Annotated in this window: 19 protein-coding genes, 2 tRNA genes and 5 pseudogenes; 10 read left to right on the top strand and 16 right to left on the bottom strand. The window is 72.3% G+C overall.

What is annotated here, in order from left to right:
- The first annotated feature begins 82 nt into the window (after positions 1–82).
- Both CUT83_RS27405 and CUT83_RS27400 read left to right on the top strand, forming a co-directional pair.
- Positions 83–847: a transposase family protein gene (locus CUT83_RS27405; RefSeq protein WP_101255401.1), complete on the top strand. Its 765-nt coding sequence runs from the start codon at positions 83–85 to the stop codon at positions 845–847.
- Positions 848–1078: 231 nt separating this feature from the next.
- Positions 1079–1523 (top strand): annotated as a pseudogene (locus CUT83_RS27400) (hypothetical protein).
- A gap of 58 nt (positions 1524–1581) precedes the next feature.
- On the opposite strand, the pseudogene CUT83_RS31640 reads toward CUT83_RS27400, so the two are convergent.
- Together CUT83_RS31640 and CUT83_RS27395 are read right to left on the bottom strand one after the other, a co-directional pair.
- Positions 1582–1731 (bottom strand): annotated as a pseudogene (locus tag CUT83_RS31640) (hypothetical protein); the annotation flags it as partial.
- Between the two features lie 29 nt (positions 1732–1760).
- A pseudogene (locus tag CUT83_RS27395) lies at positions 1761–2246 on the bottom strand (IS5 family transposase); the annotation flags it as partial.
- Positions 2247–2394: 148 nt separating this feature from the next.
- Here CUT83_RS27395 and CUT83_RS27390 point away from each other — a divergent pair.
- A complete protein-coding gene (locus tag CUT83_RS27390) occupies positions 2395–2781 on the top strand; it encodes a hypothetical protein (RefSeq protein WP_101258486.1) in 387 nt (128 codons plus the stop codon).
- Between the two features lie 598 nt (positions 2782–3379).
- On the opposite strand, the gene CUT83_RS27380 is transcribed toward CUT83_RS27390, so the two are convergent.
- From CUT83_RS27380 to CUT83_RS27360, 6 genes are all read right to left on the bottom strand, one after another.
- Entirely contained in the window at positions 3380–3793 is a 414-nt protein-coding gene (locus CUT83_RS27380; protein ID WP_101258484.1) for an Imm10 family immunity protein, read from the bottom strand.
- A gap of 137 nt (positions 3794–3930) precedes the next feature.
- Entirely contained in the window at positions 3931–4593 is a 663-nt protein-coding gene (locus CUT83_RS27375; protein ID WP_101258483.1) for a class I SAM-dependent methyltransferase, read from the bottom strand.
- A gap of 76 nt (positions 4594–4669) precedes the next feature.
- Positions 4670–5860 (bottom strand): methyltransferase domain-containing protein, encoded by a 1191-nt coding sequence (locus CUT83_RS27370; protein WP_165869531.1) that lies wholly within the window; start codon positions 5858–5860, stop codon positions 4670–4672.
- A 1-nt stretch (position 5861) separates the two neighbouring features.
- Positions 5862–5999, bottom strand: coding sequence for a hypothetical protein (locus CUT83_RS30425; protein WP_165869532.1), 138 nt, complete (start codon positions 5997–5999; stop codon positions 5862–5864).
- Between the two features lie 122 nt (positions 6000–6121).
- Positions 6122–6547: a hypothetical protein gene (locus CUT83_RS27365; RefSeq protein ID WP_101258482.1), complete on the bottom strand. Its 426-nt coding sequence runs from the start codon at positions 6545–6547 to the stop codon at positions 6122–6124.
- Positions 6544–6768, bottom strand: a complete 225-nt coding sequence (locus CUT83_RS27360) for a hypothetical protein (RefSeq protein ID WP_240958062.1) — start codon at positions 6766–6768, stop codon at positions 6544–6546. The genes CUT83_RS27365 and CUT83_RS27360 overlap by 4 nt, the downstream gene beginning before the upstream one ends.
- A 259-nt stretch (positions 6769–7027) precedes the next feature.
- Between CUT83_RS27360 and CUT83_RS27355 the strand changes: the two genes are divergently transcribed.
- A complete protein-coding gene (locus tag CUT83_RS27355) occupies positions 7028–8371 on the top strand; it encodes an NsdA family TPR-like regulatory protein (protein ID WP_101258481.1) in 1344 nt (447 codons plus the stop codon).
- Here CUT83_RS27355 and CUT83_RS27350 read toward each other — a convergent pair.
- Both CUT83_RS27350 and CUT83_RS27345 read right to left on the bottom strand, forming a co-directional pair.
- A complete protein-coding gene (locus CUT83_RS27350; protein WP_101258504.1) occupies positions 8349–8882 on the bottom strand; it encodes an NUDIX hydrolase in 534 nt (177 codons plus the stop codon). The genes CUT83_RS27355 and CUT83_RS27350 overlap by 23 nt on opposite strands.
- Positions 8883–9038: 156 nt before the next feature.
- Positions 9039–9794 (bottom strand): ferritin-like domain-containing protein, encoded by a 756-nt coding sequence (locus tag CUT83_RS27345; RefSeq protein ID WP_101258480.1) that lies wholly within the window; start codon positions 9792–9794, stop codon positions 9039–9041.
- A 703-nt stretch (positions 9795–10497) separates the two neighbouring features.
- On the opposite strand from CUT83_RS27345, the pseudogene CUT83_RS27335 reads away from it, so the two are divergent.
- Positions 10498–11007: pseudogene (locus tag CUT83_RS27335) on the top strand (SigE family RNA polymerase sigma factor); the annotation flags it as partial.
- A gap of 323 nt (positions 11008–11330) precedes the next feature.
- Positions 11331–12983, top strand: a complete 1653-nt coding sequence (locus CUT83_RS27330; protein WP_101258477.1) for a long-chain fatty acid--CoA ligase — start codon at positions 11331–11333, stop codon at positions 12981–12983.
- A 94-nt stretch (positions 12984–13077) separates the two neighbouring features.
- Here the strand turns inward: CUT83_RS27330 and CUT83_RS27325 are convergent, their stop codons facing one another.
- Positions 13078–13821 carry an NAD(P)-dependent oxidoreductase gene (locus CUT83_RS27325; RefSeq protein ID WP_101258476.1) on the bottom strand — a complete coding sequence of 248 codons (744 nt, stop codon included), beginning with the start codon at positions 13819–13821 and terminating at the stop codon, positions 13078–13080.
- 111 nt (positions 13822–13932) lie between these two features.
- Between CUT83_RS27325 and CUT83_RS27320 the strand changes: the two genes are divergently transcribed.
- On the top strand, positions 13933–14664 hold the full coding sequence (locus tag CUT83_RS27320) for a TetR/AcrR family transcriptional regulator (protein WP_101258475.1): 732 nt from the start codon (positions 13933–13935) through the stop codon (positions 14662–14664).
- On the opposite strand, the gene CUT83_RS27315 is transcribed toward CUT83_RS27320, so the two are convergent.
- The gene (locus CUT83_RS27315; RefSeq protein ID WP_101258474.1) at positions 14661–18431 is read right to left on the bottom strand and encodes a PAS domain-containing protein; all 3771 of its coding nucleotides are present in this window, start codon (positions 18429–18431) and stop codon (positions 14661–14663) included. The genes CUT83_RS27320 and CUT83_RS27315 overlap by 4 nt on opposite strands.
- A gap of 252 nt (positions 18432–18683) precedes the next feature.
- Positions 18684–19292, bottom strand: a complete 609-nt coding sequence (locus tag CUT83_RS27310) for an SSI family serine proteinase inhibitor (protein WP_101258473.1) — start codon at positions 19290–19292, stop codon at positions 18684–18686.
- 247 nt (positions 19293–19539) lie between these two features.
- Between CUT83_RS27310 and CUT83_RS27305 the strand changes: the two genes are divergently transcribed.
- A tRNA-Ser gene (locus tag CUT83_RS27305) sits at positions 19540–19630 on the top strand.
- A gap of 239 nt (positions 19631–19869) precedes the next feature.
- Positions 19870–19942: transfer RNA gene (locus tag CUT83_RS27300), tRNA-Arg, on the top strand.
- Positions 19943–20075: 133 nt separating this feature from the next.
- Here CUT83_RS27300 and CUT83_RS27295 read toward each other — a convergent pair.
- The 3 genes and pseudogenes from CUT83_RS27295 to CUT83_RS27285 all read right to left on the bottom strand — a co-directional run bounded on the left by CUT83_RS27295 (position 20076) and on the right by CUT83_RS27285 (position 23055).
- Entirely contained in the window at positions 20076–20660 is a 585-nt protein-coding gene (locus tag CUT83_RS27295; RefSeq protein WP_101258472.1) for a chloramphenicol phosphotransferase CPT family protein, read from the bottom strand.
- 78 nt (positions 20661–20738) lie between these two features.
- Positions 20739–22307, bottom strand: a pseudogene (locus CUT83_RS27290) (MDR family MFS transporter); the annotation flags it as partial.
- Between the two features lie 247 nt (positions 22308–22554).
- Positions 22555–23055, bottom strand: coding sequence for a MarR family winged helix-turn-helix transcriptional regulator (locus CUT83_RS27285; protein WP_101258470.1), 501 nt, complete (start codon positions 23053–23055; stop codon positions 22555–22557).
- A gap of 260 nt (positions 23056–23315) precedes the next feature.
- Here CUT83_RS27285 and CUT83_RS27280 point away from each other — a divergent pair, with 260 nt between their 5' ends.
- On the top strand, positions 23316–23522 hold the full coding sequence (locus tag CUT83_RS27280) for a hypothetical protein (protein ID WP_093851839.1): 207 nt from the start codon (positions 23316–23318) through the stop codon (positions 23520–23522).
- The last annotated feature ends 54 nt before the right edge of the window (positions 23523–23576 follow it).

Genomic DNA, 23576 nt, shown 5'->3' with positions numbered 1-23576 from the left:
CAGACCCCGGCGGTAGCAACGGGTGAAGCTCCTGGTAGATGGGTTGTCGACCAAGATCAACCTGTCAGGCCAGGAGCTTCGTGTGCTTGTCTACCCATCGGCGATCGATCTGTCCAGTTCGGCCCTGCGGTTCCTCAGCCGTCACCTGGCCGAGCGGCGCAGAGCCATCGGCTGCCGGTGGCGCCGCCTGTCCAGCAACCGGCAAGCACTGCTGGTCCTGGCCCACCTGCGCTGCGGCGACACCTACAGCCGTCTCGCCGCGGCCTTCCGGATCGGGGTGGCCACCGTCCACCGCTACATCCGGGAAGCCATCGAACTCCTGGCGGCCCTCGCCCCCGACCTGGCCGACGCGGTGCGGACCGCGTCGGTGAAGGCGTATCTGATTCTGGACGGCACGCTGCTGCCGATCGACCGGATCGCCGCCGACCGGCCGTACTACTCCGGCAAGCACAAGCGGCACGGCATGAACATCCAGGTCCTCGCCGACCCGGCGGGGAAGCTGCTGTGGGCCTCCCCGGCGCTGCCCGGAGCGGTCCACGACCTCCGCGCGGCCCGCACCCACGGCGTCATCGACGCCCTGACCGAGACCGGCGCGGCCTGCTGGGCGGACAAGGCCTACCGAGGCGCCGGCCCTGCCGTCCGGGTGCCCTACTGGGGCCGCTGGGAGAAGCTCTCGGCCGGGCAGCAGGCCCACAACCGCTCCCACGCCCGCATCCGCGCCCTGGGCGAGCAGGCGGTCGCCGCCCTCAAGTCCTGGCGACTGCTGCGCAAGCTCCGCTGCTCCACCACCCGGATCACCGGCCTGGTCCAGGCCGTCCTCACCCTCCACCTCGCTACATCAGCATGAGGTTGGAAAACGCTCACTGTTGGTGGTTCCAAACAACTGGCTGGTCGGATGGGAGACCTCAGCGACCTCTCGTCTGCGGTTCGGGGCGAAGGGGCTCTGTACGTGTCTTAGAGGTCGTTCTCTTTCCGAACCTCATGTGTGATTTCTGCTGGTCTGGCATGACATGGCGGCTGGCGCGGCAGTCTGGGTCCGTTGTTGATCGAGACATCGTGGGGGTGGCTGATGCCGTCGATGCGGGCGGTGTTGGAAAGGCGGCAGAAGGCCGCGGCGGTGCGGGTGGAGGAACTCGAAGCCGAGTTGGAACGGGTGCGGGAGGCGCTGGCTGAGACGGACGCTCCTGCCGTGGTGGCCGACGGGGTGTCGCGGAGGAAGCCGGTGGGGCCGCGCCGGGCAGGGCCTCACCGGGACAACGCCCCCGGGACCGAGGTGTTGTCGGTGGACTACCAGGTGTTGATGGCCGCCGCCGTGGAGGCGGGAGCCGACGGGCTCGGTGCCCGGCGGGCAGCGGTGGTACTGGGCTGGGACAGTGCGTCCGTCTCCCGCGTCGAGGGTGCCAGGGCCCGGCTGAAGAGGCTGGTGGAACGGGGCTGGCTGGCCGAAGTCAGACCGGGCAGGTTCACGCTGCCCGGTAGCGGAACAGGGCTCTGCCGCCGGGCGGCCAGGCGGCGGCTCATGAGGGTGGTCATCGACCACAGGATGACGGCTTCGCTGGTGTCGGTGCGCCGTTCGTAGTCACGGAACAGGCACCGGCTGCGCAGGCACCAGGCGAAAGATCTCTCCACCACCCAGCGGCGGGCAGCACCTGGAAGTCCTGGGTGTCGTCGCTGCGGCGGACGATGTCGAGGACGAGTCCGAGGTGCGCGGTGTAGCCGCCGTCGGCCCATACCCGTGACAGCCGCCGGAAGCAGCCCGTCGCCGCTGGCAGCAGGGTCCGGGCGGCGTCCCGGTCGGTCGTGGACGCCGGCGTGACCCGCACGGACAGCAGCAGTCCGAGGGTGTCGGTGAGCAGGTGCCGCTTGCGCCCGTTGATCTTCTTCCCGGCGTCGAAGCCCCGCGAGATGAGGGCGACGGTGGCGTCCGCCTTCACCGACTGCGAGTCGATGACCGCCGCACTCGGCTCCTGATCACGGCCTTCAGCCCTGCGGACGGATCCCCGCAGCCGGTCATGCAACTCGGCGATCAATCCGGTGTCCCGCCAGCGGGCGAAGATGGCATACACCCGTGGCCAGGGCGGGAAGTCCGACGGCATCGCTCGCCACTTGATGCCGTTGTCGACGAGGTAACGCACTGCGTCGATCATCTGCCGGTGGCAGTAGCCCTCCGGCCGCCCGCCCCGGCCCGCCAGCCATCCAGAGACCGGCAGCAGATCCCGCACCAGAGCCCACTCGGCATCGCTCATGTCCGAGCCGTACCGGGGCCGGCGCTCCGGCCGGTCGGCACCCTGCGGACCGAACTCCTAAAGCGGGTGTCACCGAGGACCTGGCACGAGTCGTCTCCCACGGATGGCCGACCACTGGACAGCGCCGGGAGTCGGAGACGATAGACCCATGCGCTACTTCAACCAGACGGGTTGGCTTGCCATCTTCAACGGTACGGAGTCGATGATCGGGCGCACCGTGGCTGTGGAGGCATGGGACGAGGCCACCGGCACGGCCCTGGTCGTCGATCCCCAGCGCGGTGCGCTGCTCCCGGTCACGGACTACCCGGACTTCTCCCATCTGGAGCCAGCCGATCAAGTCGTAACCGCCATACCCGGTGGCGGGTGGCGCGCCTACTGGAAGGACGAGGGGCCCGACAAGACGCCGTTGACCGAGCAGGTGCTCGCGTGGCTGATCACAGCGAAGGGACGGGCCACCCCCATCACCGTCGACGCCACCGGCTACGTGGACGACGCTGAGGACGCCGACCGCCTGATTCCTCCCGGAGAAGACTGACGCAACAAGGCGGCAAGCTCCACGCTCAGCCCGGAACGCGCCCGAAAGGCAGCCTTATCGCGGTCGTGCCAGAACGGGCGAGAAGGAGTAGTCAACAGCGGTCACTTCAGGTGCCCCTTCAGAGTAGGCCGTGAGGGCATCCGGGCAGGCCAGGGGCGTGATAGGGGCATGATCAAGCGGCGATTCCCGAGCTCAGTGCTCTGGGTGGGGTGGGCGCTCGCTAGGCTGCCGTCATGAGTGACGTCGGTAGTGCAGGTCCCCTGTCGGACGATGAGTGGGATCAGCTCCGCGGACTGTTGTACCGATTCTGTGCCCATGAGCTGGATCAGTGGGCGCTTTTGCAGATGCCGACCCCGTACGGCCCTGTCTACATCTCCATAGATCGGAAACCGTTGCTGGGTACGGAGCAGTCCGCCTACCAGCAGCTGTACCGCGAGGATGAGCGCCCACCCAGCTGACATCAACACGGCTGGACGCCGACGGACGAGCAGAGACAGTGACAGCCTCAGCAGCGGGCGAGAGGGCACGTTCCGGCTGTTGGTGATGAGGCGGAGCCGAACTTGTAAGGCGGTGGCCAGCCGACTGCGGTGCTGTTCCGCTACATCGTGATCAGGCTTGGGCGGGCGTCTGGGCGCCCGTAGGCCAGGATGCGCGGCAAGACTTCGCGCATGCGCGCCACGTCCGCTGCTGGCGCACGGAGCAGGGCCTCGATGACGGGGTCGGTCAGACCGAGATCGTCCAACGACGCGGGGTCCAAGGTCACCCGCAGCACATCGCCGCTCAGTTCCACTTCGCGTACACAGCCGTAGGCGGTGCCCTGGTCGGGTGTGACGAGGCAATGTGTGTCCATGCCCAGGGATACTTCCTGTGCATCAGGCTCGTCGAAGTCGCACATGAACAGCAGGGAGAACGCGTCCTCGCCGTTCGACTCGGCCACGCCCGCCATCATGCAGTCGTCTTCGTTGGGGTCATCCAGTCCGCAGGCAACTCGCGCTGTGAATCTGTACGTCATGCGCGTGTTCTAGCACCAGGGACCGACAGTCGGGACAGCGGCCAGAGAGGGATCGGCCCGTGCGGTGGTCGCCGGATCGGGTTGGCTTCTGGTGGCCTCCGTCGTAGAGCGCTCCTTCGCTGGCGGGGAGCGGGCGGTCAGGGTTTGACGGCGGTGGCGGGGAGGGTGCCGATGTGGCCCGGGGTGGGAGCGTCGAGAATGCGGACCTCGGGGTCGCGGAAGCCGGCGCGGGTCAGGAGGCGCGCCCACACCTGCGGCTTGTAGCTGTAGCGGTAGGTGAACATGGCCGGGCCGGCGAAGCCGCCCTTGTACATGCCCTGCGGGCCGTAGGCGCCGGGGATGGCGGGCGGGTGGGAGAAGGCGAAGACGCCGCCCGGGTTCAGCCGGGCGGCGACCAGCGGGAAGAGGCGGGAGGGGTCGGTGAACCAGGCGGCGCCGAAGACCGAGTACACCGCGTCGTAGGTCGCCCGGTCGTCGGCCAGGAACTCCAGCACCTCCGCGCACACGAACTCCACCCCCAGCGGCCCCCACCGCTTCGTGGTGTTCGCGACCATGACGGGTGAGAGGTCCACGCCCTTCGCCTTGACGCCGCGCTGAGCGAGGTGGGCGAGTGCCCGGCCGGTGCCGCAGCCGATCTCCAGCACACTGGCCGGGTTCCCGAGGATTTCGGTCCCCGGCCCGTGCCCCTGGTACTGCGTCCAGTTGAAGACGGGCTCGGCGTCCGTCACGTCGTTGCGGGTGCTGCTGGCGTAGGCGTCCCAGAGGTCGCGTTCGGCCGCGATGTCGTGCTGTACGGGCAACTCGGTTCCTTGGCGGTGTGGTTGGGGAGGCCCGTCCCCGCCCGGGTGGGCGGGGACGGGCGAGGGGCGGCGGGGCTCAGGGGGTTGTCGCGCCGGTGAAGTCCGGGACGGGGTGGTCCGGGGAGTCGAGCCAGACCGTGTGGCGGTGGCCGTCCACCGAGAGGCCGAAGCGGGCGAAGTCCGGCTGCCCCTGCCGGTACCACCAGCGCCAGGCGGACTCCAGCTCGTGCCAGAGCCGGCGGGGACCGGCCTGGACGGTCCGGAACTCGGTCCGGCCCCTCTCGTAGTCGGCGGTGGCCCAGCTCGTCAGGCCGGTGTCGTGCAGCCACAGCCGGTAGGAGCCGTCCGGTCCGCCGGCGACCCGGCAGAAGAGGTCGGGTACCTGGACGCCGATGGCGAACATGTGGATCCAGTCGCCCACGTCATCCGGGGAGAGCGTCGTCGTGGACTCCGCGCCCCCGGCCGGCCACTCACGCCCCCCGAGGTACTCGCTCGTCGGCGGCAGCCTCCTGCGCTGCTCGCGCAGCCGCATGAACGCGGAGGAGCCGGTGAACGGCCCGGAGGCCGACCCGTCGTCCCGGACCGTGAGCCGGACGATCCCCTCGCCGCCGTACACCGGCCCCCACGGCGCGACGACCACCGCACCGGGCCGGGCCTGCCCGAGCCACTGCGCCGGGACGTGCCCCACCGAGCAGGTGGCGATGATCCGCTCGTAGGGCGCCCCCTCGCCGTACCCCTCGGCGCCGTCGCCCACGACGACGCGGGGCGAGAAGCCCGCCGCGGACAGCCGGGCGCGGGCCTGACCGGCGACGCCCTCGTCCACCTCGACCGTGACGACGCGGCCGTCCCCAAGCCGGTGGCACAGCAGCGCCGCGTTCCACCCGGTCCCCGTGCCGATCTCCAGCACCCGGTCGCCGGGCCGTACGTCCAGGTCCGCGAGCATGGAGAACACCATCGTCGGCATCGAGCTGGAGGAGGTCGGGGTACGGCCCCGCCCCGGTCCGGTGTACGCACCGTCGTCCCACTGGGTGGTGATCGGCGCGTCCGAGTAGACGGCCTCCCACCACAGCTGCGGGGACTGCGAGCGGACGACCCGGTCGTCCTGCCGGTTCATACCGGCCCGACCCGGCCAGATCATCTCGGGTACGAACAGGTGGCGCGGCACGGCGTGGAACGCCGGAAGCCAGTCGGCGGTCAGCGTGCCCTTCTCCAGGAGGGTGGAGGCCAGCCGTTCGGGACCGGCCTCCACCGTCGTGTCCTCGGCCACCTCAGCGACCGTCCGCCGGGCCCTGGCCGTCGTTGGTGTTGCCGCCCTCGTCCGAGCCGCCTCCGCCGTGCTTGTTGCCGGAGTCGCTGTCGTCCTGCGGGTTGCCCGCGTCGGCCCGGGGCGTCTGCACGGTGTTCATGGGTTCTCCTTCGTCGGGGTCGTTTCTGCGTGTACGAGCGCCCGTCCTGTGGGAACGGGAGCCTGCCGTCCCGGTCACGGCCGTCCTGCGGGACGTGGCCGGGGCGGAGGTCTCGGGGCGGCCTACGCGGTCGCGCGGGTGCGCCGGTACACCCGCAGTCCTCCGGCGGGCGACAGCACCAGCGGCCAGGCCGTCAGGCGGTATTGGGCCGTCTCGTCGTGGGCCGCGACGGTGTAGGACCAGCCCTCCCGCAGCACCTCCAGGGCGTTCTCCCGCTCCGCCTCGGCGCACGCCCACTCCCGTATGACCGAGCCGGGGTCGGGGACGTCCTCCGCCCGGACGGGACGCAGGCAGGCCGGGGGCAGCCACGGGGTGTCGGGGCCGGGGTCGAGCGCCCTGGCGAGGCGTTCCGCCTGCCCGCGCATCCACCGCACCGCGAGGCGCGGGGTGGGGGCCAGGTGCAGGCCCAGCACGATCCGGGAGGGCCGGCCGGGGGCGCTCGCCGACAGCTCGCACCAGAAGCGCATCCAGGCGGCGGCCCGCGTCACGGCATCCGGCCGGCGCGGTTGGCGGCCTTCACCCGGGCGCTCAGCAACTCGGCCTGCGTGGCCGGACGCAGCACCTCGGGCAGGGCCGCCCACTCGCGGCCTCCGCCGACGGGGCGCAGGAGGTAGTACGCGGCGTCCCTGTCCTGGAACTCGCCCACGGTTTTCCGGATCTCGTCGTAGAGCGCGTCGCCCTTGGCGGGCTCGTCGTTGGCCATGGTCATCGGAATTCGTCGCTCCCCGGGGCGTGCAACTTGACTGAACTGACGAGCCGACAGAACCCCACGGACAGATGAGCCGTGTTGCTGGCGCGATCTGCACCGCTCCGCAGTGGTGAATGTTGCCGGTCTGCTCGCCATGCCCAGCAGCATCGCGATGCGGGCAGACCGCCTGAAAGGTCCGGCTGATTACCCAACTTGGGTAATCTCACGGGAGGTGTATATGTAGCGACGTTGTGTAGCCCTCGTCAGTGGGAGCTTGCCGATGCCCGAGCCGGCCCGTTCGCAGGAGCTACCTCCACGGCTGCTCGCCGACCCCGAGATGATCGATGCCTGCCGGGATCGTGACTTCACTAGGGTGTTCAGGCTGGTGAAGACACGTGCGGGCGTCTATCCGTCCATGATCGCCCGGCGGTGCGATCTGACCCCCAGCCGTGTCGGAGAGGTCATCGCAGGTCGGCGCCGGCTCCTGCACATGGACGTCGTCGAGCGCATCGCGGACGGCCTGCGCATCCCGGGGCACATGCTCGGACTCGCCCGACGCTCATGGGAGACGCCCGCCGCCCTCACCACCGTCGAACGGGAGCCGCCTGTGGCTCCGGTGCGGGAGCAGAAGACGTCCACCGCGCTGCCGGGCGCCGATGTGGACGACATCCTTGCCCTCGCCTCGCGGACGGATCTGAGCCCTTCCACCCTCCAAGCTCTCCGGGCATCGATCGAGGACTACTGGAGACGGGACGACCAACACGGAGGCGAGGCCCTGAGGCCGGCCGTGGTCGGCCAGCTCCGTTATGTCACCGGCTTCCTGAAGGAGAACCGGTCCGCGGTCATCCAGCAGGAGCTGTACGGGGTCGCGGCCGAACTCGCACGGCTCACCGGCTGGACGTACTTCGACGCTCGTCAGTACAGCCAGGCCCGCACGTACTTCGCGGAGGCACTGCGACTGGCCAAGGCGATCGATGACCGGCAGTTCATGGCCAACGTCCTGGCGTGCATGAGCCTCCAGGCCACCTACCAGGACAAGCCGGGAGACGCCCTGGCGCTCGTAAGAGCCGCCCAGGACCAGGCGCGTACCGCCGACGACACGACACCGCGCGTCCTGTCGATGCTCTCCATGAGGGAAGCCTTCGCCCACGCCACACTGGGCAGCCGGGCCGCCACGCACACGGCGATCCACGAGGCACATCGGCAGTTCGAGCAGATCCGGTCGGCCGATCCGGACCCCGCATGGGTCACCTACTTCGACGAACCCAAGCTGATCGTGGACACCGGCATCGCCCACGGCCGGATCGGGGAGGCGGCCATCGCCGAGCCGCTGATCGCGGACGCGCTGAGCAGGGAGGACAGCTCCAACCGGCGGGGCCGCGCCTTCCACGCGTTCTGGCTCGCCCGTACACGCCTCCACCTGGGCAGGGTCGATGAGGCGTGCCACACGGCCACCGAAGCGCTGGAGCGCGCGTCAGCGGTCTCCTCCGAGCGGGTGGCAGGCCACCTGAGGGAGTTCTACGGGCAGTTGTCCCCCTACCGGCGGGAACCTGCGGTCATGGCTTTCGAGGCCCGCCTGCGGGAGACCCTGCCGACGCAGGTCAGCGGATCGTCTCGTCCATGAGCAGGTAGAGAAGGCCGACGAGGGAACCGCTGCTGATGATCTCCCGACGGTCGATCATCCCCTTCACGTCGGCGAGCGGGATCCACTCGATGCGGTCGGACTCGTTCTTCTCGGTCGGAGGCCCGACATAGGCCGCGCCATCGGCGCGGAAGACGTGATGCTGTGAGTCGGTGATCCCGTTGGCGGGCTCCGCGTAGATGAGCGGCTTCATCGGACCGGGCCGCCAGCCGGTCTCCTCCAGCACTTCGCGGGACGCCGTCTGGTCCGGGGTCTCCCCCTCCTCGACAAGACCCATGGGCAGTTCCCAGGCCCAGGCGTCGGTGATGAAGCGGTGCCGCCACATCATGAGGACTTCGCGGTGATCGTTGACCACTGCGGCCACGGCCAAGTGGCGGAGACGGACGACGTGGTACTCCCATCTGCGCCCGTCGGGCTGCTGAACGTCGACCAGGCACAGGTTCACCCACGGATTGGTGTAGATCTGCCGTTCGCCATGGGCCTTCCACTGCATGAACGCCACCCCTCTCGCCCGGTACACCCGGCGTCACTCAGCATCCCAGAGATACGGCAACGGAGGGCCGAGGTCCCGGGCCGAGGCACCGCCGAGAAGTCGCTGAACTGACGGTCGCCGGGCCGGTACTGCGGTTGCCGCGGCCACGGCCCGGCGTCAGGCCGTGCCCGATCGGGTGCCGGGCCGTGTGGTCGGCCGGGCGGCCGGGCGCGGGGTCAGGATGGCGGAGACCGCCGCGCGGGAGGAGGCCATGACGTCGGCGGTGAAGCGGCGGCGTCCGAGGCCGAGGCGGCGCAGGGCCGGGCCGTGGTCGGCGGCGACGACGAGGGACGCGGCCAGGAGCATCAGCCGCCACAGGGCCATCACCGGGCGGCGCAGCGGGCGGGGCAGCTGGGCGAGGGAGGCGTGCAGGCGCTCGCAGTGGAACGGTATGTGGCGTTCCTCGTCGGCCAGGATGCGGCCCGCGACGTCCGAGGTGAGCGGGTCGCCGGAGCCGTCGCGCAGGGCGCGGTAGTAGCGCAGCGCCACCACCTCCGCGACCATCAGCACCAGTAGTTCCATGCGCAGCCCCATCAGGCGCCGCAGCCGTACGAAGGCCCTGTCGCTCCAGTGCCCGGTCAGGGTCGGTGCGCCGCCCGCCGCCAGCAGGTGGGCGAGGAGGCGGGCGTGGTTGCGTTCCTCGGCGACGAACAGTCGGACCGCCCGCGCGTAGTCGGGGTCCCCGGCCCGGTCGGCCTTGGTGATCAGGTTGGCGCCGTCGCCGTCCTCGCCCACCTGGAAGCGCTGGACGCTGCTCCATACGGCCGGGTGGAGGGTGGCGCCCCGCTCCCAGCAGGGGTCGCCCTGGGCGTGCCTGCGCTCGCGTTCTTCCTCGAAGTGCCCTGCCCACTCGGCGAATCCGCTTGTGTCCATGTGTGGTCTCCCCCTCCGGGGCGCGTTCGTCGTGCGCCCTCGGAGGGACGACGCGCCCCGAAGGCCGTGCCGTTCCACTGCCGGCCGGTGGGGGCGCCTGGCTCCGGACGCGGGGCGCGCGGGGAGGGCGCGGGCGCTGTGCGGAAGGGGCGCGTACGGGCGTGCGAGGGGCGTGCCGGTGGCGCCCGCCCTGCTGCGGACGGGTGGGAAGGGGGTATGCGGTTGCACGGGGGGTTTATCGACACGTCGTCATTCTTGCGAGTGGATGAGGCGTTGTGGGTGGTTCGCCGGGTTTCCGTCGGGCAGTCTGAGTTCGCGACGTCGCTGCGACAACCCCAGGCACACGCTCCGGAAGGACAGAACATGGCACGTACCCGCATCACCCGGTTCGGGGCCGTGGTGGTGCACGCGCTTCACGGGCTCGGATGAGCCGACGGGCGCCGGCCGGGCGGGGAACCGGCCGGTGTCCCGGGAGAAGGAAGGGATGGGCAGAGCGGCCGCACCGAGTGCGGCCGCTCTGCTGTTGTGCGCTGCCGGTGCGGGTCGGTGCGCGCGGGCGGTCACCGGGACGACCCCGAGGCGGTACGGGGGTCCGTCCCCCTCCCGGGGGTGGAGGCGGAGATCCGCCTCCACCCTGAGAGGGACGCGGCATCGGGACCTGGGGCCGATCCGGGACAGGGGCACCGGCTCCTAGCGTTGGGCCATGACCACGCATGGGACGGCCGCGACCGTGGCGCCGCTGACCTTCACCTCGTACGTACGGGCCCGCGGGCCCGTGCTGCTGCGCACGGCGCGCTCGCTCACCTCCAACCCCAGCGACGCCGAGGACCTGCTCCAGACCGCGCTGACCAAGACCTACATGGCCTGGGAGCGGATCGAGGACCAGCGCGCGCTCGACGGCTATGTGCGCCGCGCGCTGGTGAACACGCGCACCTCGCAGTGGCGCAAGCGCCGGGTGGACGAGTACTCCTGCGAGGAGCTGCCGGAGCCCGAGCCGGTGCCCGGCCCCGACCCCGCCGAGCGGCAGGCCGTGCGCGACGCGGTGTGGCGGGCGGTGCTGGCGCTCCCGGAGCGGCAGCGGGCCATGGTGACCCTGCGCTACTACGAGGACCTGAGCGAGGCGCAGACCGCCGCGGTGCTCGGGGTCTCGGTCGGCACGGTCAAGAGCGCGGTGTCGCGGGCGCTGGCCAAGCTCCGTGAGGACCCGCGGCTCCTGGCGGACGTGCTGGGCGGCGGTGGTGCGGAGAGGGGAACGCGGGGTGTGGGAGAGACGCACGGGGCCCGGGGGACGCAGGGGTTGCGAGAGGTGCGGGTGAGCGCCGGAGGAGACGGCGGTGACCTGAGAGGACTCAGAGGCGCGGGGGACTTCGAGGGGGAGGCGGCGGTCGCCGCGTAGCGGCGGGCCCGGGTGGAAAGACGGCGACATATCGGGGTCCGACCTAGTGACATACCGACCGGTCGGTGGCAGGCTTCCCGCAACGACCGCGCCGCCCGCTCGCGGCGGCGCACGTAATATCTCGTTCACGGGAGGCCCCGGTGCTGAGCACGATGCAAGACGTACCGCTGACCGTCTCGCGCATTCTGCGACACGGAACCACGGTGCACGGAAAATCGCGGATCACGACCTGGACCGGGGAAGGCGAACCGCACCGCAGGACGTTCGCCGAGGTCGGCGCCCGCTCCGCCCAGCTCGCCCACGCCCTGCGCGACGAGCTCGGCGTGGCCCCGGGCGACCGCGTGGCGACCCTGATGTGGAACAACGCCGAGCACGTCGAGGCGTACTTCGCCATCCCGTCCATGGGCTCGGTGCTGCACACCCTCAACCTCCGGCTGCCCGCCGAGCAGCTCGTGTGGGTCGTGGGCCACGCGGCCGACAGGGTCGTGCTGGTCAACGGCTCGCTGCTGCCGCTGATCGCGCCGCTGCTGCCCAAGCTGGAGCCGGTCGAGCACATCGTGGTCGTCGGCCCCGGCGACACCTCCCTGCTGGAGGGCTGCCGCCCGGCCGTCCACGAGTACGAGGCGCTGATCGAGGGCCGGCCGACCTCGTACGACTGGCCCGAGCTGGACGAGCGCGAGGCCGCGGCCATGTGCTACACCTCCGGCACCACCGGCGACCCCAAGGGCGTCGTCTACTCCCACCGCTCCATCTACCTGCACTCCATGCAGGTCAACATGGGCGAGTCGATGGGCCTGACGGACGCCGACACCACCCTGCCCGTGGTGCCGATGTTCCACGTCAACGCCTGGGGCCTGCCGCACGCCGTCTTCATGACCGGCGTCAACCTGCTGATGCCCGACCGCTTCCTCCAGCCGGCCCCGCTCGCCGCGATGATCGAGGCCGAGAAGCCCAGCCACTCGGCGGCCGTGCCCACCATCTGGCAGGGGCTGCTGGCGGAGCTGGCCGCCAACCCGCGCGACATCTCCGCCCTGAAGAACGTCACCATCGGCGGCTCGGCCTGCCCGCCCTCCCTGATGCGGGAGTTCGGCGAGAAGTACGGGGTCACCGTCACCCACGCCTGGGGCATGACCGAGACCTCCCCGCTGGGCACCGTCGCCCACCCGCCGGCCGGGCTGAGCGAGGAGGAGGCGTGGCCGTACCGCGTCAGCCAGGGCCGCTTCCCGGCCTCCGTCGAGGCGCGGCTGATCGGCCCGGACGGCAGCGAGGCGCCGTGGGACGGCGAGTCCGCCGGTGAGCTGGAGGTGCGCGGCCCCTGGATCGCCGGGGCGTACTACGGGGGCGCGGACGCCGAGCCCCTGCGCCCCGAGGACAAGTTCAGCCCCGACGGCTGGCTGCGCACCGGCGACGTCGGCGTGATCACCCCCGACGGCTATCTGACGCTGACCGACCGCGCCAAGGACGTCATCAAGTCCGGCGGCGAGTGGATCTCCTCGGTGGAGCTGGAGAACCACCTGATGGGCCACCCGGCCGTCGCCGAGGCCGCCGTCGTGGCCGTGCCCGACGAGAAGTGGGGCGAGCGCCCGCTGGCCACGGTCGTCCTCAAGGAGGGCGCCGGTGACGTCTCGTACGAGGACCTGCGCGAGTTCCTCTCCGACAAGGTGGCCCGCTGGCAGCTCCCCGAGCGGTGGGCGGTGATCCCGGCGGTGCCGAAGACGAGCGTCGGCAAGTTCGACAAGAAGGTGATCCGGGCGCAGTACGCGCAGGGGGAGCTGGACGTCACCCAGCTCTGACGGCGCACCGCGCACGACGCACAGGGGTTGCCGCGGCGGCCCGGAAGGGAGTCCCGTCCGGGCCGCCGCCGCTCGCGTTCCGGACGGGTCCGGTTCAGCCGGGCGTGTTCGCACGGCCCCCGGCGGGGTCTCCGGCACGGCCCCCGGCGTGGGCCAGGGCGCTGGGGGTGAGGCGGCCGACGATCGCCGGGGCCTCCCGCACGAGCGTGTCGTCGGTGAGCGCCTCCACCATGAACAGCGCGAAGTCCACCCGGCGTGTCAGGTCGCTGGCCAGCACCGGGTCGCCCACGTGCCGGCTCCACACGGGCAGGCCCTGGCTCTCGCCCTCCTCCAGGCTGCTGCCGCGCACCACGGTCCACCGGGTGTCGCTTGCGAAGATCCGGCGGCACGCCTCCACCTGGTCGTCGATCTCGACGTAGCGCACGAGCTTGCCCACCCGGGCGGCGACCTTGACGCCCAGCCGGAACATGGGTGAGTACCGGTCCCTGCCGTCGCGCGTGATGTGCCAGCCGCAGGAGAAGACCAGGCGGGCGCCCGGCCGCGCGTGGTCGAGCACCGCCTGCGCCGTGCCCGACGAGTACTGCCGCACCCCCCAGGGCACCAGCACCGTCAGCACCCCGTCGCACCCGGCGACCGCGCGCCGGATCACCTCGCGGTCGTTCGTGTCCCCGGGGACGACGGTCATCCGGCCCTCGAACTCGGCCAGTTTCGGCACGCTGCGCTCCCGGCACACGCCGACGACCTCGTAGCCGCGCTCCAGCGCGTGCCGCACCATGTACTGCCCGAGCTTCCCCGAAGCTCCGACGATGCAGACCTTCTTCATCCGATCCGTGTCCATGGCTCAGCCCTTTCGCCGGAGTCCCCGGAGTTCCCGGAGTGTCAGCCTTACGTTGTAAGTTACGCTAGCCTTACGCCGTAAGGCGGTCAAGCGGAGTGAGAGGAGAGACGGATGCCCGAGGCGGGAAAGGTCCGGCGCGGGGCGCCGGCGCGCACCCCGCTCAGCCGGGAGCGCGTGATCCGCGCCGCGGTGGCGGTGGCGGACGAGAAGGGATCGGCCGCGCTCACCATGCGGGCCATCGCCGAGCCGCTGGGCGTCGAGGCGATGTCGATCTACCACCATGTGTCGGGCAAGGAGGACATCCTCGACGGCATGGTGGACGCGGTGTTCGGCGAGATCGAACTGCCGCCGCGCGACACGGACTGGAAGAGCTCCATGCGACGGCGCGCGGTCTCCGCCCGCGCCGTCCTCCTGCGCCACCCCTGGGCCGTCGGCCTGATGGACTCCCGCTCCCGGCCCGGCCCGGCCACCCTGCGCCACCACGACGCCGTCATCGGAGCCCTGCGCGCCGGAGGCTTCTCCGTCCGGATGGCCGCGCACGCCGTCTCACTGATCGACAGCTACCTGTACGGCTTCGTGCTCCAGGAACTGAGCCTGCCGTTCACCGGCGCGGCCGAGCAGGACGAGGTCGCGGGCGCCATCCTGCGCGAGATGCCCGCCGACGCCTACCCCCACCTCGCCGAACTGGCCGCCGAGCACGTCCTGAGGCCCGGCTACGACTACGCCGGGGAGTTCGACTTCGGCCTCGCCCTCATCCTCGACGGCCTCCACCCGGACGAGGCCGCGAGCACCCGACCGGGCGCCAACGCCGGGTCGGGCGCCAACGCCGGGTCGGTCGGCTAGTTGGCGCCGATCTTCGCCAGCAGGTCCACGATGCGCGCCTGCACCTCCGGGCTCGTGGACCTCTCCGCGAGGAAGAGGACCGTCTCGCCGGACGCCAGACCGGGCAGCTCCGCCTCGTCGATGGAGGCGGAGGTGTAGACGACGAACGGCGTGCGGTTGAGCATGCCGTTCACCCGCAGCCAGTCGATGATCCCGGCACGGCGGCGGCGTACCTGCATCAGGTCCATCACCACCAGGTTCGGCCGGATCTGCGCCGCGAGCTGCACCGCCTCCGCGTCCGAGGGGGCGTGCGCGGTCTGCATGCCGCGCCGCCCCAGCGTGGCGGCCATGGCGTCCGCGATGGCGGCGTGCTCCTCCACCAGCAGCACCCGCGGCGGGTGCTGCTCGCTGTCGCGCGGTGCGAGGGCTTTGAGCAGTACGGCCGGGTCCGCGCCGTACGCCGCCTCGCGCGAGGCCACCCCCAGGCCGGCCGTCACCAGCACCGGCACCTCGGCGGCGACGGCCGCCTGGCGCAGCGACTGCAGGGCGGTACGGGTGATGGGGCCGGTCAGCGGATCCACGAAGAGGGCCGCCGGGTACGCCGCGATCTGGGCGTCCACCTCCTCGCGGGAGTGGACGATGACGGGGCGGTAGCCGCGGTCGGTCAGGGCCTGCTGGGTGGAGACGTCCGGCTCCGGCCACACCAGCAACCGCCGGGGGTTGTCCAGGGGCTCGGGCGGCAGTTCGTCGTCGGCCGGCAGCGGCACCTGGCCGCTGCCGCCGGTGACCTCCACGGCGCCGCCCGGACCGTCCAGATGCTCCGGCCCCTCGGCCCCGGCCTCGGGCGCGCCGATGGCGAACTCCCGCCCGCTGTGGGTGTGCTGGGCCGGCGGGTACTGGGGCTGTGCCTGCGGCGGCGTGGCGGTGACGGCCGCGGCGGCCGCCTCGGCGGCACGCTCCTTCTCCGCCGGCGGAGCCGCGAGCTTGCGGCGGCGTCCCGGCCCGGCGCTGGTCTGCGCGGGCGTGGACGTGGGAGCGGGTGCGGGGCCGGGCGCGGGCGCCTGGGCCGGAGGCCGCGGCGCGGGGCGCTCGGCAGGTGCGGTGGGCGCGGGGGGTGTGGCGGGCGGCGCGGGCTGCTGGACCGAGTGCCGGCCGGTGTGCTGCTCATCCGCCTGCCGGGCGAAGGGCACGCCCTGGCCGAGGGTGCGCACGCTGACGCCGGAGGTCTGCTCCGACGGCGCCGCCTCGCTGCCCGGCATCGGCAGCGCACGCTGCCGGGACGCTCCCTCGGGCGGCACCGCGCCGCCCAGGATGGGGCTGCCCGCGACCACGGTGAGATCGGCCTGGGCGGGCTGCTCGGCACCGCTCGTGTCGCCCGCGCCGCTCGTGTCGTCGTGTTCGGGCCGCCGGGCGTGCTCGGGGTGCTGGGAGTGCTCGGTGTACTCGGGGTGATGGGCGGGGGTGTGCTGTTCGGACCCGGACCCGGACCCGGGGGTCTGCGGCTCGGCGGCGGCGGGAGCCGGCCGCGGCGTCTCCTCGGGCGGCGGCACGCGGCGGCGCCGGCCGGTCGGCCGGTCCTCCTGGACGGCCGGGGCCTCGGGCCGCCGAACCGGCTGGTGCTGCGCGGGCTGTGGCTGTACGGGCTGCAACTGCGGCTGCGCGGGCGGCTGCACGGGCTGCGGAGCCGCCGCCGGGTCCGGAGCCGGGTTCGGAGCCGGGGTCGGGCCGGGCGGCAGCGCGAACGCCGCCCGCCCCGGAGCCTGTGCGGGAGCGGCCGGAGCCGGCGCCTCCGGCCCGGGGGCGGCCCGGCGGGCACGCCGGCCCGTGCCCGTGCTCTGCTGGGGGAACCGGGACGGCGCGGGCGGCAGCGCGTGCTCACCGCTGCCGTCCCCGGTGTCTTCGGTCTCCTCCGTGCGCTCGCCGCCCTGGGCCAGCGCACGCCGCGCCCGACGGCGTCCGCCACCGGACGGGACCGCCCCGGCGCCGCTGCCGTCGTCCGGCGCGGCGGTCTCCGCCGGGTCCCGCGAGCCGGGCGGCAGGGCGATCGCCCCGCCGCCGCCGGCGGCGGCCTCCGCCGCGCCCGCCGCGCCCGCCGCGTGCGCGGCGGGCGTGCCGCGCACCGGCTGCGACGGCACGGGCATCACCGTGGTCTCGCCTCCGCCCCGGGAGGCCTGCGCCTCCTGAGCGGCCCGGGTGTCCAGGGAGCCCTGCGTGCCCCCCGTCTCCGGGCCCCGCTCTCCCCGTGCCCCCTGTTCCTGGGCCCCCTGTTCCCGGGCGTCCCGCTTCCGCCGGGCCGCCGCCTTCGCCGGGTCGGGGGAGCCGACCGGCACCTCCAGCACATAGGCGCTGCCGCCCCCGGCGCCGGGCACCTGGTGGGTCTGGAGCACACCGCCGTGCCGCCGTACGATCCCGCGCACCAGCGGCTCGTGCACCGGGCTGCCGCCGCCGTACGGGCCGCGCACCTCGATGCGCACCACGTCCCCGCGCTGCGCGGCCGCGACCACGATCGTCGAGTCGCCGGAGGCGGGGCCCTGCGCGTTGCCGGTCGCGTCCACGCCGGCCACGTCCGCGACCAGATGGGCCAGCGCCTGCGCCAGCCGTACCGGGTCCACCTCCACCTCGACCGGCGGGGCGTGCACCGCGAACTGCGCGCGCCCGGGCCCGATCAGCTCGATCGCGCCCTCGACGCCGGCCGACACCACCTCGTCCAGCGACACCGTCTCGCGCGCGAGACGGGCGGCGCCCGCGTCCAGCCGCTGGTAGCCCAGCACGTTGTCCACGAGCGTGGTCATACGCGCGTAGCCGGCGGCCAGGTAGTGCAGCGTCTGGTTCGCCTCCGGCCACAGCTGCCCGGCCGGATCGGCCGCCAGCCCGCCCAGTTCGCCGCGGAGCTGCTCCAGCGGCCCGCGCAGCCCGCTCTCCAGCACGGCCAGGAGCTGTTCGTGGCGTGCGGCGAGGGCGTCGTAGGCGGTGCGGTCGGTGAAGGCGAGCACCGCGCCGACGAGCTGGTCGCCGTCGCGCACCGGCGCGGTCGTCATGTCGACCGGCACCGCGCGCCCGCTCTTGGTCCACAGCACCTGCCCGCGCACCCGGTGCTTGCGCCCGGAGCGCAGGCTGTCGGCGAGCGGCGTCTCCTCCCACGGGAGCTGGCTGCCGTCGGGGCGCGAGTGGTGGACGAGCGGGTGGAGCTTCTGCCCGCCCAGCTCGCCCGCCCGGTAGCCGAGGATCTGCGCGGCGGCCGGGTTGACCAGGACGACCCGGCCCTCGGTGTCCACACCCACCACGCCCTCGGCGGCGGCACGCAGGATCATCTCGGTCTGGCGCTGCTGCCGGGCCAGCTCGGCCTCGGTGTCGACGGTGCCGGTCAGGTCGCGGACGACGAGCATCAGCAGCTCGTCGCCGGTGTAGCTGTTGCCGTGGTCGGCGAAGGCGGCCTCGAAGGACGACTCGTAGGGGGTGCGCCCGTCCTCCAGGTTGGCGCTGGTCACCTCGACCATGAACTGCGTTCCGTCGGTGCGCCGCGCCACCATCCGCGTCGGCTTGGTGCGGGGCTGGGGGGCGTCGTCGGGGCGGCGCATCGAGCCGGGGATGAGCTTGGAGTCGAAGTCCGGGAGCAGGTCGAGCAGTCCGCGCCCGACCAGGGCCGTGCCCGGCGACTCGAAGACCTCCAGGGCGATGCTGTTGGCGTTGACGACCGTGCCGTTGCAGTTCACGAGAAGCAACGCGTCCGGCAGTGCGTCGAGTATGGCTGCGAGGCGAGCAGCGCCTCGGGATGGCCTGCTGCTCACGACGACGCATCCTCCCTGCTGACCAGCTGGTGCACCGTGGCAGCGCCGGAACCGGGCCGGGGCCCGGCGCCGGGGGGGCCGGAGCGGGGCTGAACCGAAACCGGAACCGGGCCGGAACCGGATCGGTGCGCCGCTCTCCCGCGCGTGCCACTTGGGGGGAAGTCTACGGGCAGCGATGGCGGAAGCGACGGCGGATGCGTGGGGAGGGTGGGGAGAACGCGGGCCCGGGGCCGGGCCCGCGTATGAGGTCCGTCACTTCACCGGTTCCTCCGGGAGTGTCTCCGGGGAGTCCGCCGGGAGCTCATCCGCGAGTTCCTCCGGGCCGGGCAGGGCGGGTACGAGGGCGTCCCAGCGGGCGATCTCGCAGCCGTCCGTGCGCCGGAACGAGGCGTCCACCCGCTGTCCGTGCCACATCCCGGTGATACGGGCGGTGGCCGGACCGCCGTGGATCTGGGCGCACATCGCGTCCGCGGGGACGGGGCGCCAGGGGTCGTGCGGTCCCTGGGAGGCCCGGTCGACGGCGTCGCAGGCGGCGAGGGCTTCGGGGTGGCTGCCGCCGGCGGGGTGGCAGTCGAGGGTGTGCGTCCGGCTGGTCGGCGCCCCGCCCCCGCGCACCCCGCGCGGCGCCGTGTGTGGTGCCGCGACGCCGTCCGGGGAGGCGGAGACGGTGATGGTGAGCTGGTCCTGCCGGGCGGCCGGCATGACGGGCTCGGGCATGGGCATGGGCGCGGGCCAGGGGCGTACGGAGGCGGAGGCCGGCACGGAGGCGGGTGCGGCGACGGGGGCGGCGGAGGCGGGGGTGAGCACGGTGGCGAGTACGGCGGCCCCGGCGAGGGCTGCGGCGGTACGGCGGCGCGGCATGGCGGCTCCTGCGAAGGTGTGGTGCGGGCGGACCCGCGCGACTGCGGGTTCTTCCCTCCCCCTTCCAACGCGCCACCGCGCACGCCGTTGCGCACCTCCACCCGCCCGCCGCACCACCTGTGCCGCCACCAGGGGCAAAGCCCTTTGCCGGAGGGCCCGCCAGCCGGGTAACGTAGGCTGCGATTGGAGACAGCCTCCGGGCTGTGCCATCATCAGCACACACACGCTGCGGTGACGCGGCGCGTGGGGAGGCTTCGCCTAGTCTGGTCTATGGCGCCGCACTGCTAATGCGGTTTGGGTTTTAAAGCCCATCGAGGGTTCAAATCCCTCAGCCTCCGCTTCGATCATCAAGATCACCGAAGCCCCGGCCCGTGAGGCCGGGGCTTCCTCCGTTCCAGCTCCGTTCCAGCTCGGTTCCAGGGGTCGCCGGTAGGTCCGCGACAGGGGCCGCGAGCGCCCTCTGCCGGGCATCTTCGCAGGTCAGGCCGTGTTGACCGAATGGATTTCACCTCTGGGCGGAGGTCATGTAATGTTGTTCCCGCAACGCCGACCGGCGAGAGAACAGCCGGGAAGCCAAGCGCTCGTAGCTTAACGGATAGAGCATCTGACTACGGATCAGAAGGTTGCAGGTTCGAATCCTGCCGAGCGCGCAGCAGGTGAGAGGCCCCGCCGGGTACGGCGGGGCCTCTCACGTATGTGCCGGGATCGCGGCGGCTCGGGTCTGCGTAGCCCACCGGGAGGCAGTCGTTCGCCCGGAACGGGGATTTGTCGTACCGCGATGTTTCACGGGAAACATTCGCTCCTGTCCAACGGGTCGGGTCGGACGTGGGTACGCCGTAGGCGCTCGAAGGCCGTGGGACTCGTGTGGTGCGTGAGAGCATCGCGAATCCGCAGAGCGCACTCCGCCGGGCTCGCGGTCGTGGTGTCGCACTCGACGTCGTAGACGCCGTGGGCGTGCACGAGACCCAGTTGATGTTCCGCCAGGCCGGGCGGACGGTCGCCGCGGGCTCTCTCGCGCCGCCGCAACTCTTCCGGGGAGCAGTGCACGCCGACGAGCAGGACGTTCCGCGGCTCGAACAGGGTGAGGCAGTCCAGTAGCCGCCACCGCTCGCTCAGGACATGGTCGACGACGATGTCGTTTCCGGCCGAGGCCATACCGGCGACGGCCCGGTGGAACCCCTCCCAGGTGCGTCTGAGGACGGCCGGCAGTTCGGCCGGGTCGACCTCCTTCTTCGTCCGCATCGCGTGGAAGGCGTCCACGGGCATGTGGAACCAGGAGCCGTCGAGGACCTGGAGGAGTTCGGTGGCGATGCTCGACTTCCCGGAACTGGAAGTGCCGTTCAGGAAGACGATTCTTCCGCTGTCCATGGGGTGATCATGCCCCACAGGGCCGGAATCGACATGCGGTTCCGGCCCTGTGGGGGTGTTGGGCGGCGGGGGTCAGGCGGAGGGGCCGGGGCCGGCGGCGGTGGCCGCGGCCGGCTGCCGCCCCTTCTTCTCGTCGTCGGTCTGCTCGTCGAGCCGGGTGCGCAGCGGAACCTCCTTGACGAGCAGCACCAGCAGCAGCGCGATCACCGCCATCGGTGCGGCGTAGAGGTAGATGTCGGCCACGCCGTGGCCGTACGCGCTCTCGACGACCGTGCGGACCGGGCCCGGGAGGGCGTTCAGGTCCGGGATGGCGCTGCCACTGCCGCCGGTCGCGCCCTCGGGCCGGATGCCCAGCTTCGTCATGCCGTCGGTGACGTAGTCGGTGATGCGGTGGGCGAGCACCGCGCCCAGCACCGAGACGCCGGCCGCGCCGCCGAGGGAGCGGAAGAAGGCGAGTACGGAACTGGCCGCGCCCAGCTCGGAGAGGGCGACCTGGTTCTGGGTGGCCAGGACGAGGTTCTGCATCATCATGCCGACGCCGGTGCCCAGCAGCGCCATGAAGACCGCGATCCGCCAGTACGGGGTGTCGTACCGCATCGTGCCCAGCAGGCCGAGCCCGGCCGTCAGCAGGACGGCGCCGGCCACCAGCCACACCTTCCAGCGGCCGGTGCGGGTGATGACCAGACCGGAGACGGTGGAGGAGACGAACAGCCCGCCGATCATCGGGATGGTCAGCACGCCGGACATCGTGGGCGACTCGCCGCGGGCGAGCTGGAAGTACTGGCTGAGGAAGACGGTCGCGCCGAACATCGCGATGCCGACGAAGAGCGAGGCCAGCGCGGTGAGCGTGATCGTGCGGTTGCGGAACAGCCTCAGCGGGATGATCGGCTCGGCGGCGCGCGACTCGGTGACGACGAAGGCCGGGACCAGCAGGAGCGCGGCACCGACCATCGTGTACGTCTGCCAGGACAGCCAGTCGTAGCTGTTCCCGGCCAGTGTCACCCATATCAGCAGCAGGGAGACGGCGGCGGTGACGAGGGAGGCGCCCAGCCAGTCCACCCTCACGTTCTCCCGCTTCACCACGGGCAGGTGCAGCGTCTTGCGGAGCACGATCAGGGCGAGGAAGGCGAAGGGCACGCCGACGTAGAAGCACCAGCGCCAGCCGAGCCAGGAGGTGTCGGTGATCACGCCGCCGAGCAGCGGTCCGCCGACGGTGGCGACGGCGAAGGTCGCGCCCAGGTAGCCGCTGTAGCGGCCGCGCTCACGCGGGGGGATCATCGCGGCGATGATGATCTGGGACAGCGCGGCCAGACCGCCCGCGCCCAGGCCCTGCACCGCCCGGAAGGCGATCAGGGTGCCGGTGTCCTGGGCCAGACCGGCTCCGGCGGAGGCCAGGACGAAGAGCACCAGCGCCGACTGCACCAGCAGCTTCTTGCTGTAGAGGTCGGCGAGCTTGCCCCACAGCGGGGTGGAGGCGGTCATGGTCAGCAGCGCCGCCGTGACCACCCAGGTGTACGCGCTCTGGCCGCCGCCCAGGTCCGAGATGATCCGGGGAAGGGCGTTGGAGACGACCGTCGAGGACAGGACGGAGACGAACATGCCGAGCAGCAGCCCGGACAGCGCCTCCATGATCTGGCGGTGCGTCATGGGCACCTGTTCGGCGCCTGGGGAGGTGCGGGCGTTCTCGCCCTTCAGCGCCTCCGCGGGTGTGGACGTTGCCATGCGCTCCTTGCTTTCCGTGTCTCTTCCGGCGGTGGGCGGCGTGTCACGGCACGCCGTGGGTCTGCGGTCCGGGGTCCGGCGGCTGTGTGCCCGGGCACGGCGGTACGGGCTCGGCGGTACGTGGGTGCTCAGGGGCGTGCGGTTGTAACGGGTGTACGGGGTGTGCGGACGATCAGCCGTGCGCGGCGGCCGTGGGGTGCGGTGGGAGGGCGCGGGCGCCGCGGGGGGCGGCACGGCAGCCGCAGTCGCAGTCTCCGAAGCTCGCACGCAGCCTCGTCAGCAGCTCGGTGAGGCGGGCCACGTCCTCCTCCGGCCAGTCGCCGAGGAGGTGCGCGAGGGTCTCGCTGGTGCGGCGGTGCATCTCGGTCAGCATCCCCTCGCCGTCACCGGTCAGCCGCAGCAGCCGGACGCGGCCGTCGAGGGGGTCGGGCCGGCGGTCGACCCAGCCGCGCTCGACGGCGTGGGCGACATGGCGGCTGGTGACGGACATGTCGATGCCCATCAGATCGGCGAGCCGTGTCATCCGCATCTCACCGTGCCGTCCCAGCAGGGCCAGCACGGCCGCCGACCCGGGCGGGCAGTCGTGCGGCAGATTGCGGGCCAGTTCGCGCCGGACGGTGCCGACGGAGCCGAGTTCCCGGGCCAGGTCCTCGTAGGGGGTGTGTGCTGTCACCCGGGTCCTCCTCACGGCCGCGGAGATCGTTGCTTGGTGCAAGCATAAGTTCGTTGGTTGCCTCAAGCAAATGAATTCGGGCGTGAGGGGGCAAACAGTTCCCCAAGAACAGGTGTGCTCCGCGCCAAGCCCCGCCCCGAGCCCCGCGCCGAGCCCCGCGCCGAGCCTCACGCCGAGCCCCGCGGCGGCCACCGCACGGGCGGACCGGGGGTGTGACCGGGGGTGACCGGTGAGGGGCCCGTTCGCTAGGGTCCGGAGGCATGGCTCACAACCCTCATGCACCCCAGGGTCCGGCAGGCGGCCAGGACCCGGCCGGCAGCACCCAGATGTTCCGCGCCTTCGTCGACGAGGAGGGGCCGCGTCCGCCCGCCGCGACGCAGTCCTCCGGCCCCAGGGTCGGTCTGATCGTGGGGATCGTCGCGGCCGTCGCGGTCATCGCGGCGGTCGTCTGGTTCGCCCTCTCCTGAGCGGTTCCGGGCGGGGACGGCCCCGCCCGCACCCGTGCCGCTCCGTGAACGCGG

Origin of the sequence: Streptomyces barkulensis, from assembly GCF_002843305.1 — a bacterium.
Lineage (GTDB): Bacteria > Actinomycetota > Actinomycetes > Streptomycetales > Streptomycetaceae > Streptomyces > Streptomyces barkulensis.
This window is presented reverse-complemented; position numbering and strand designations above follow the sequence as displayed.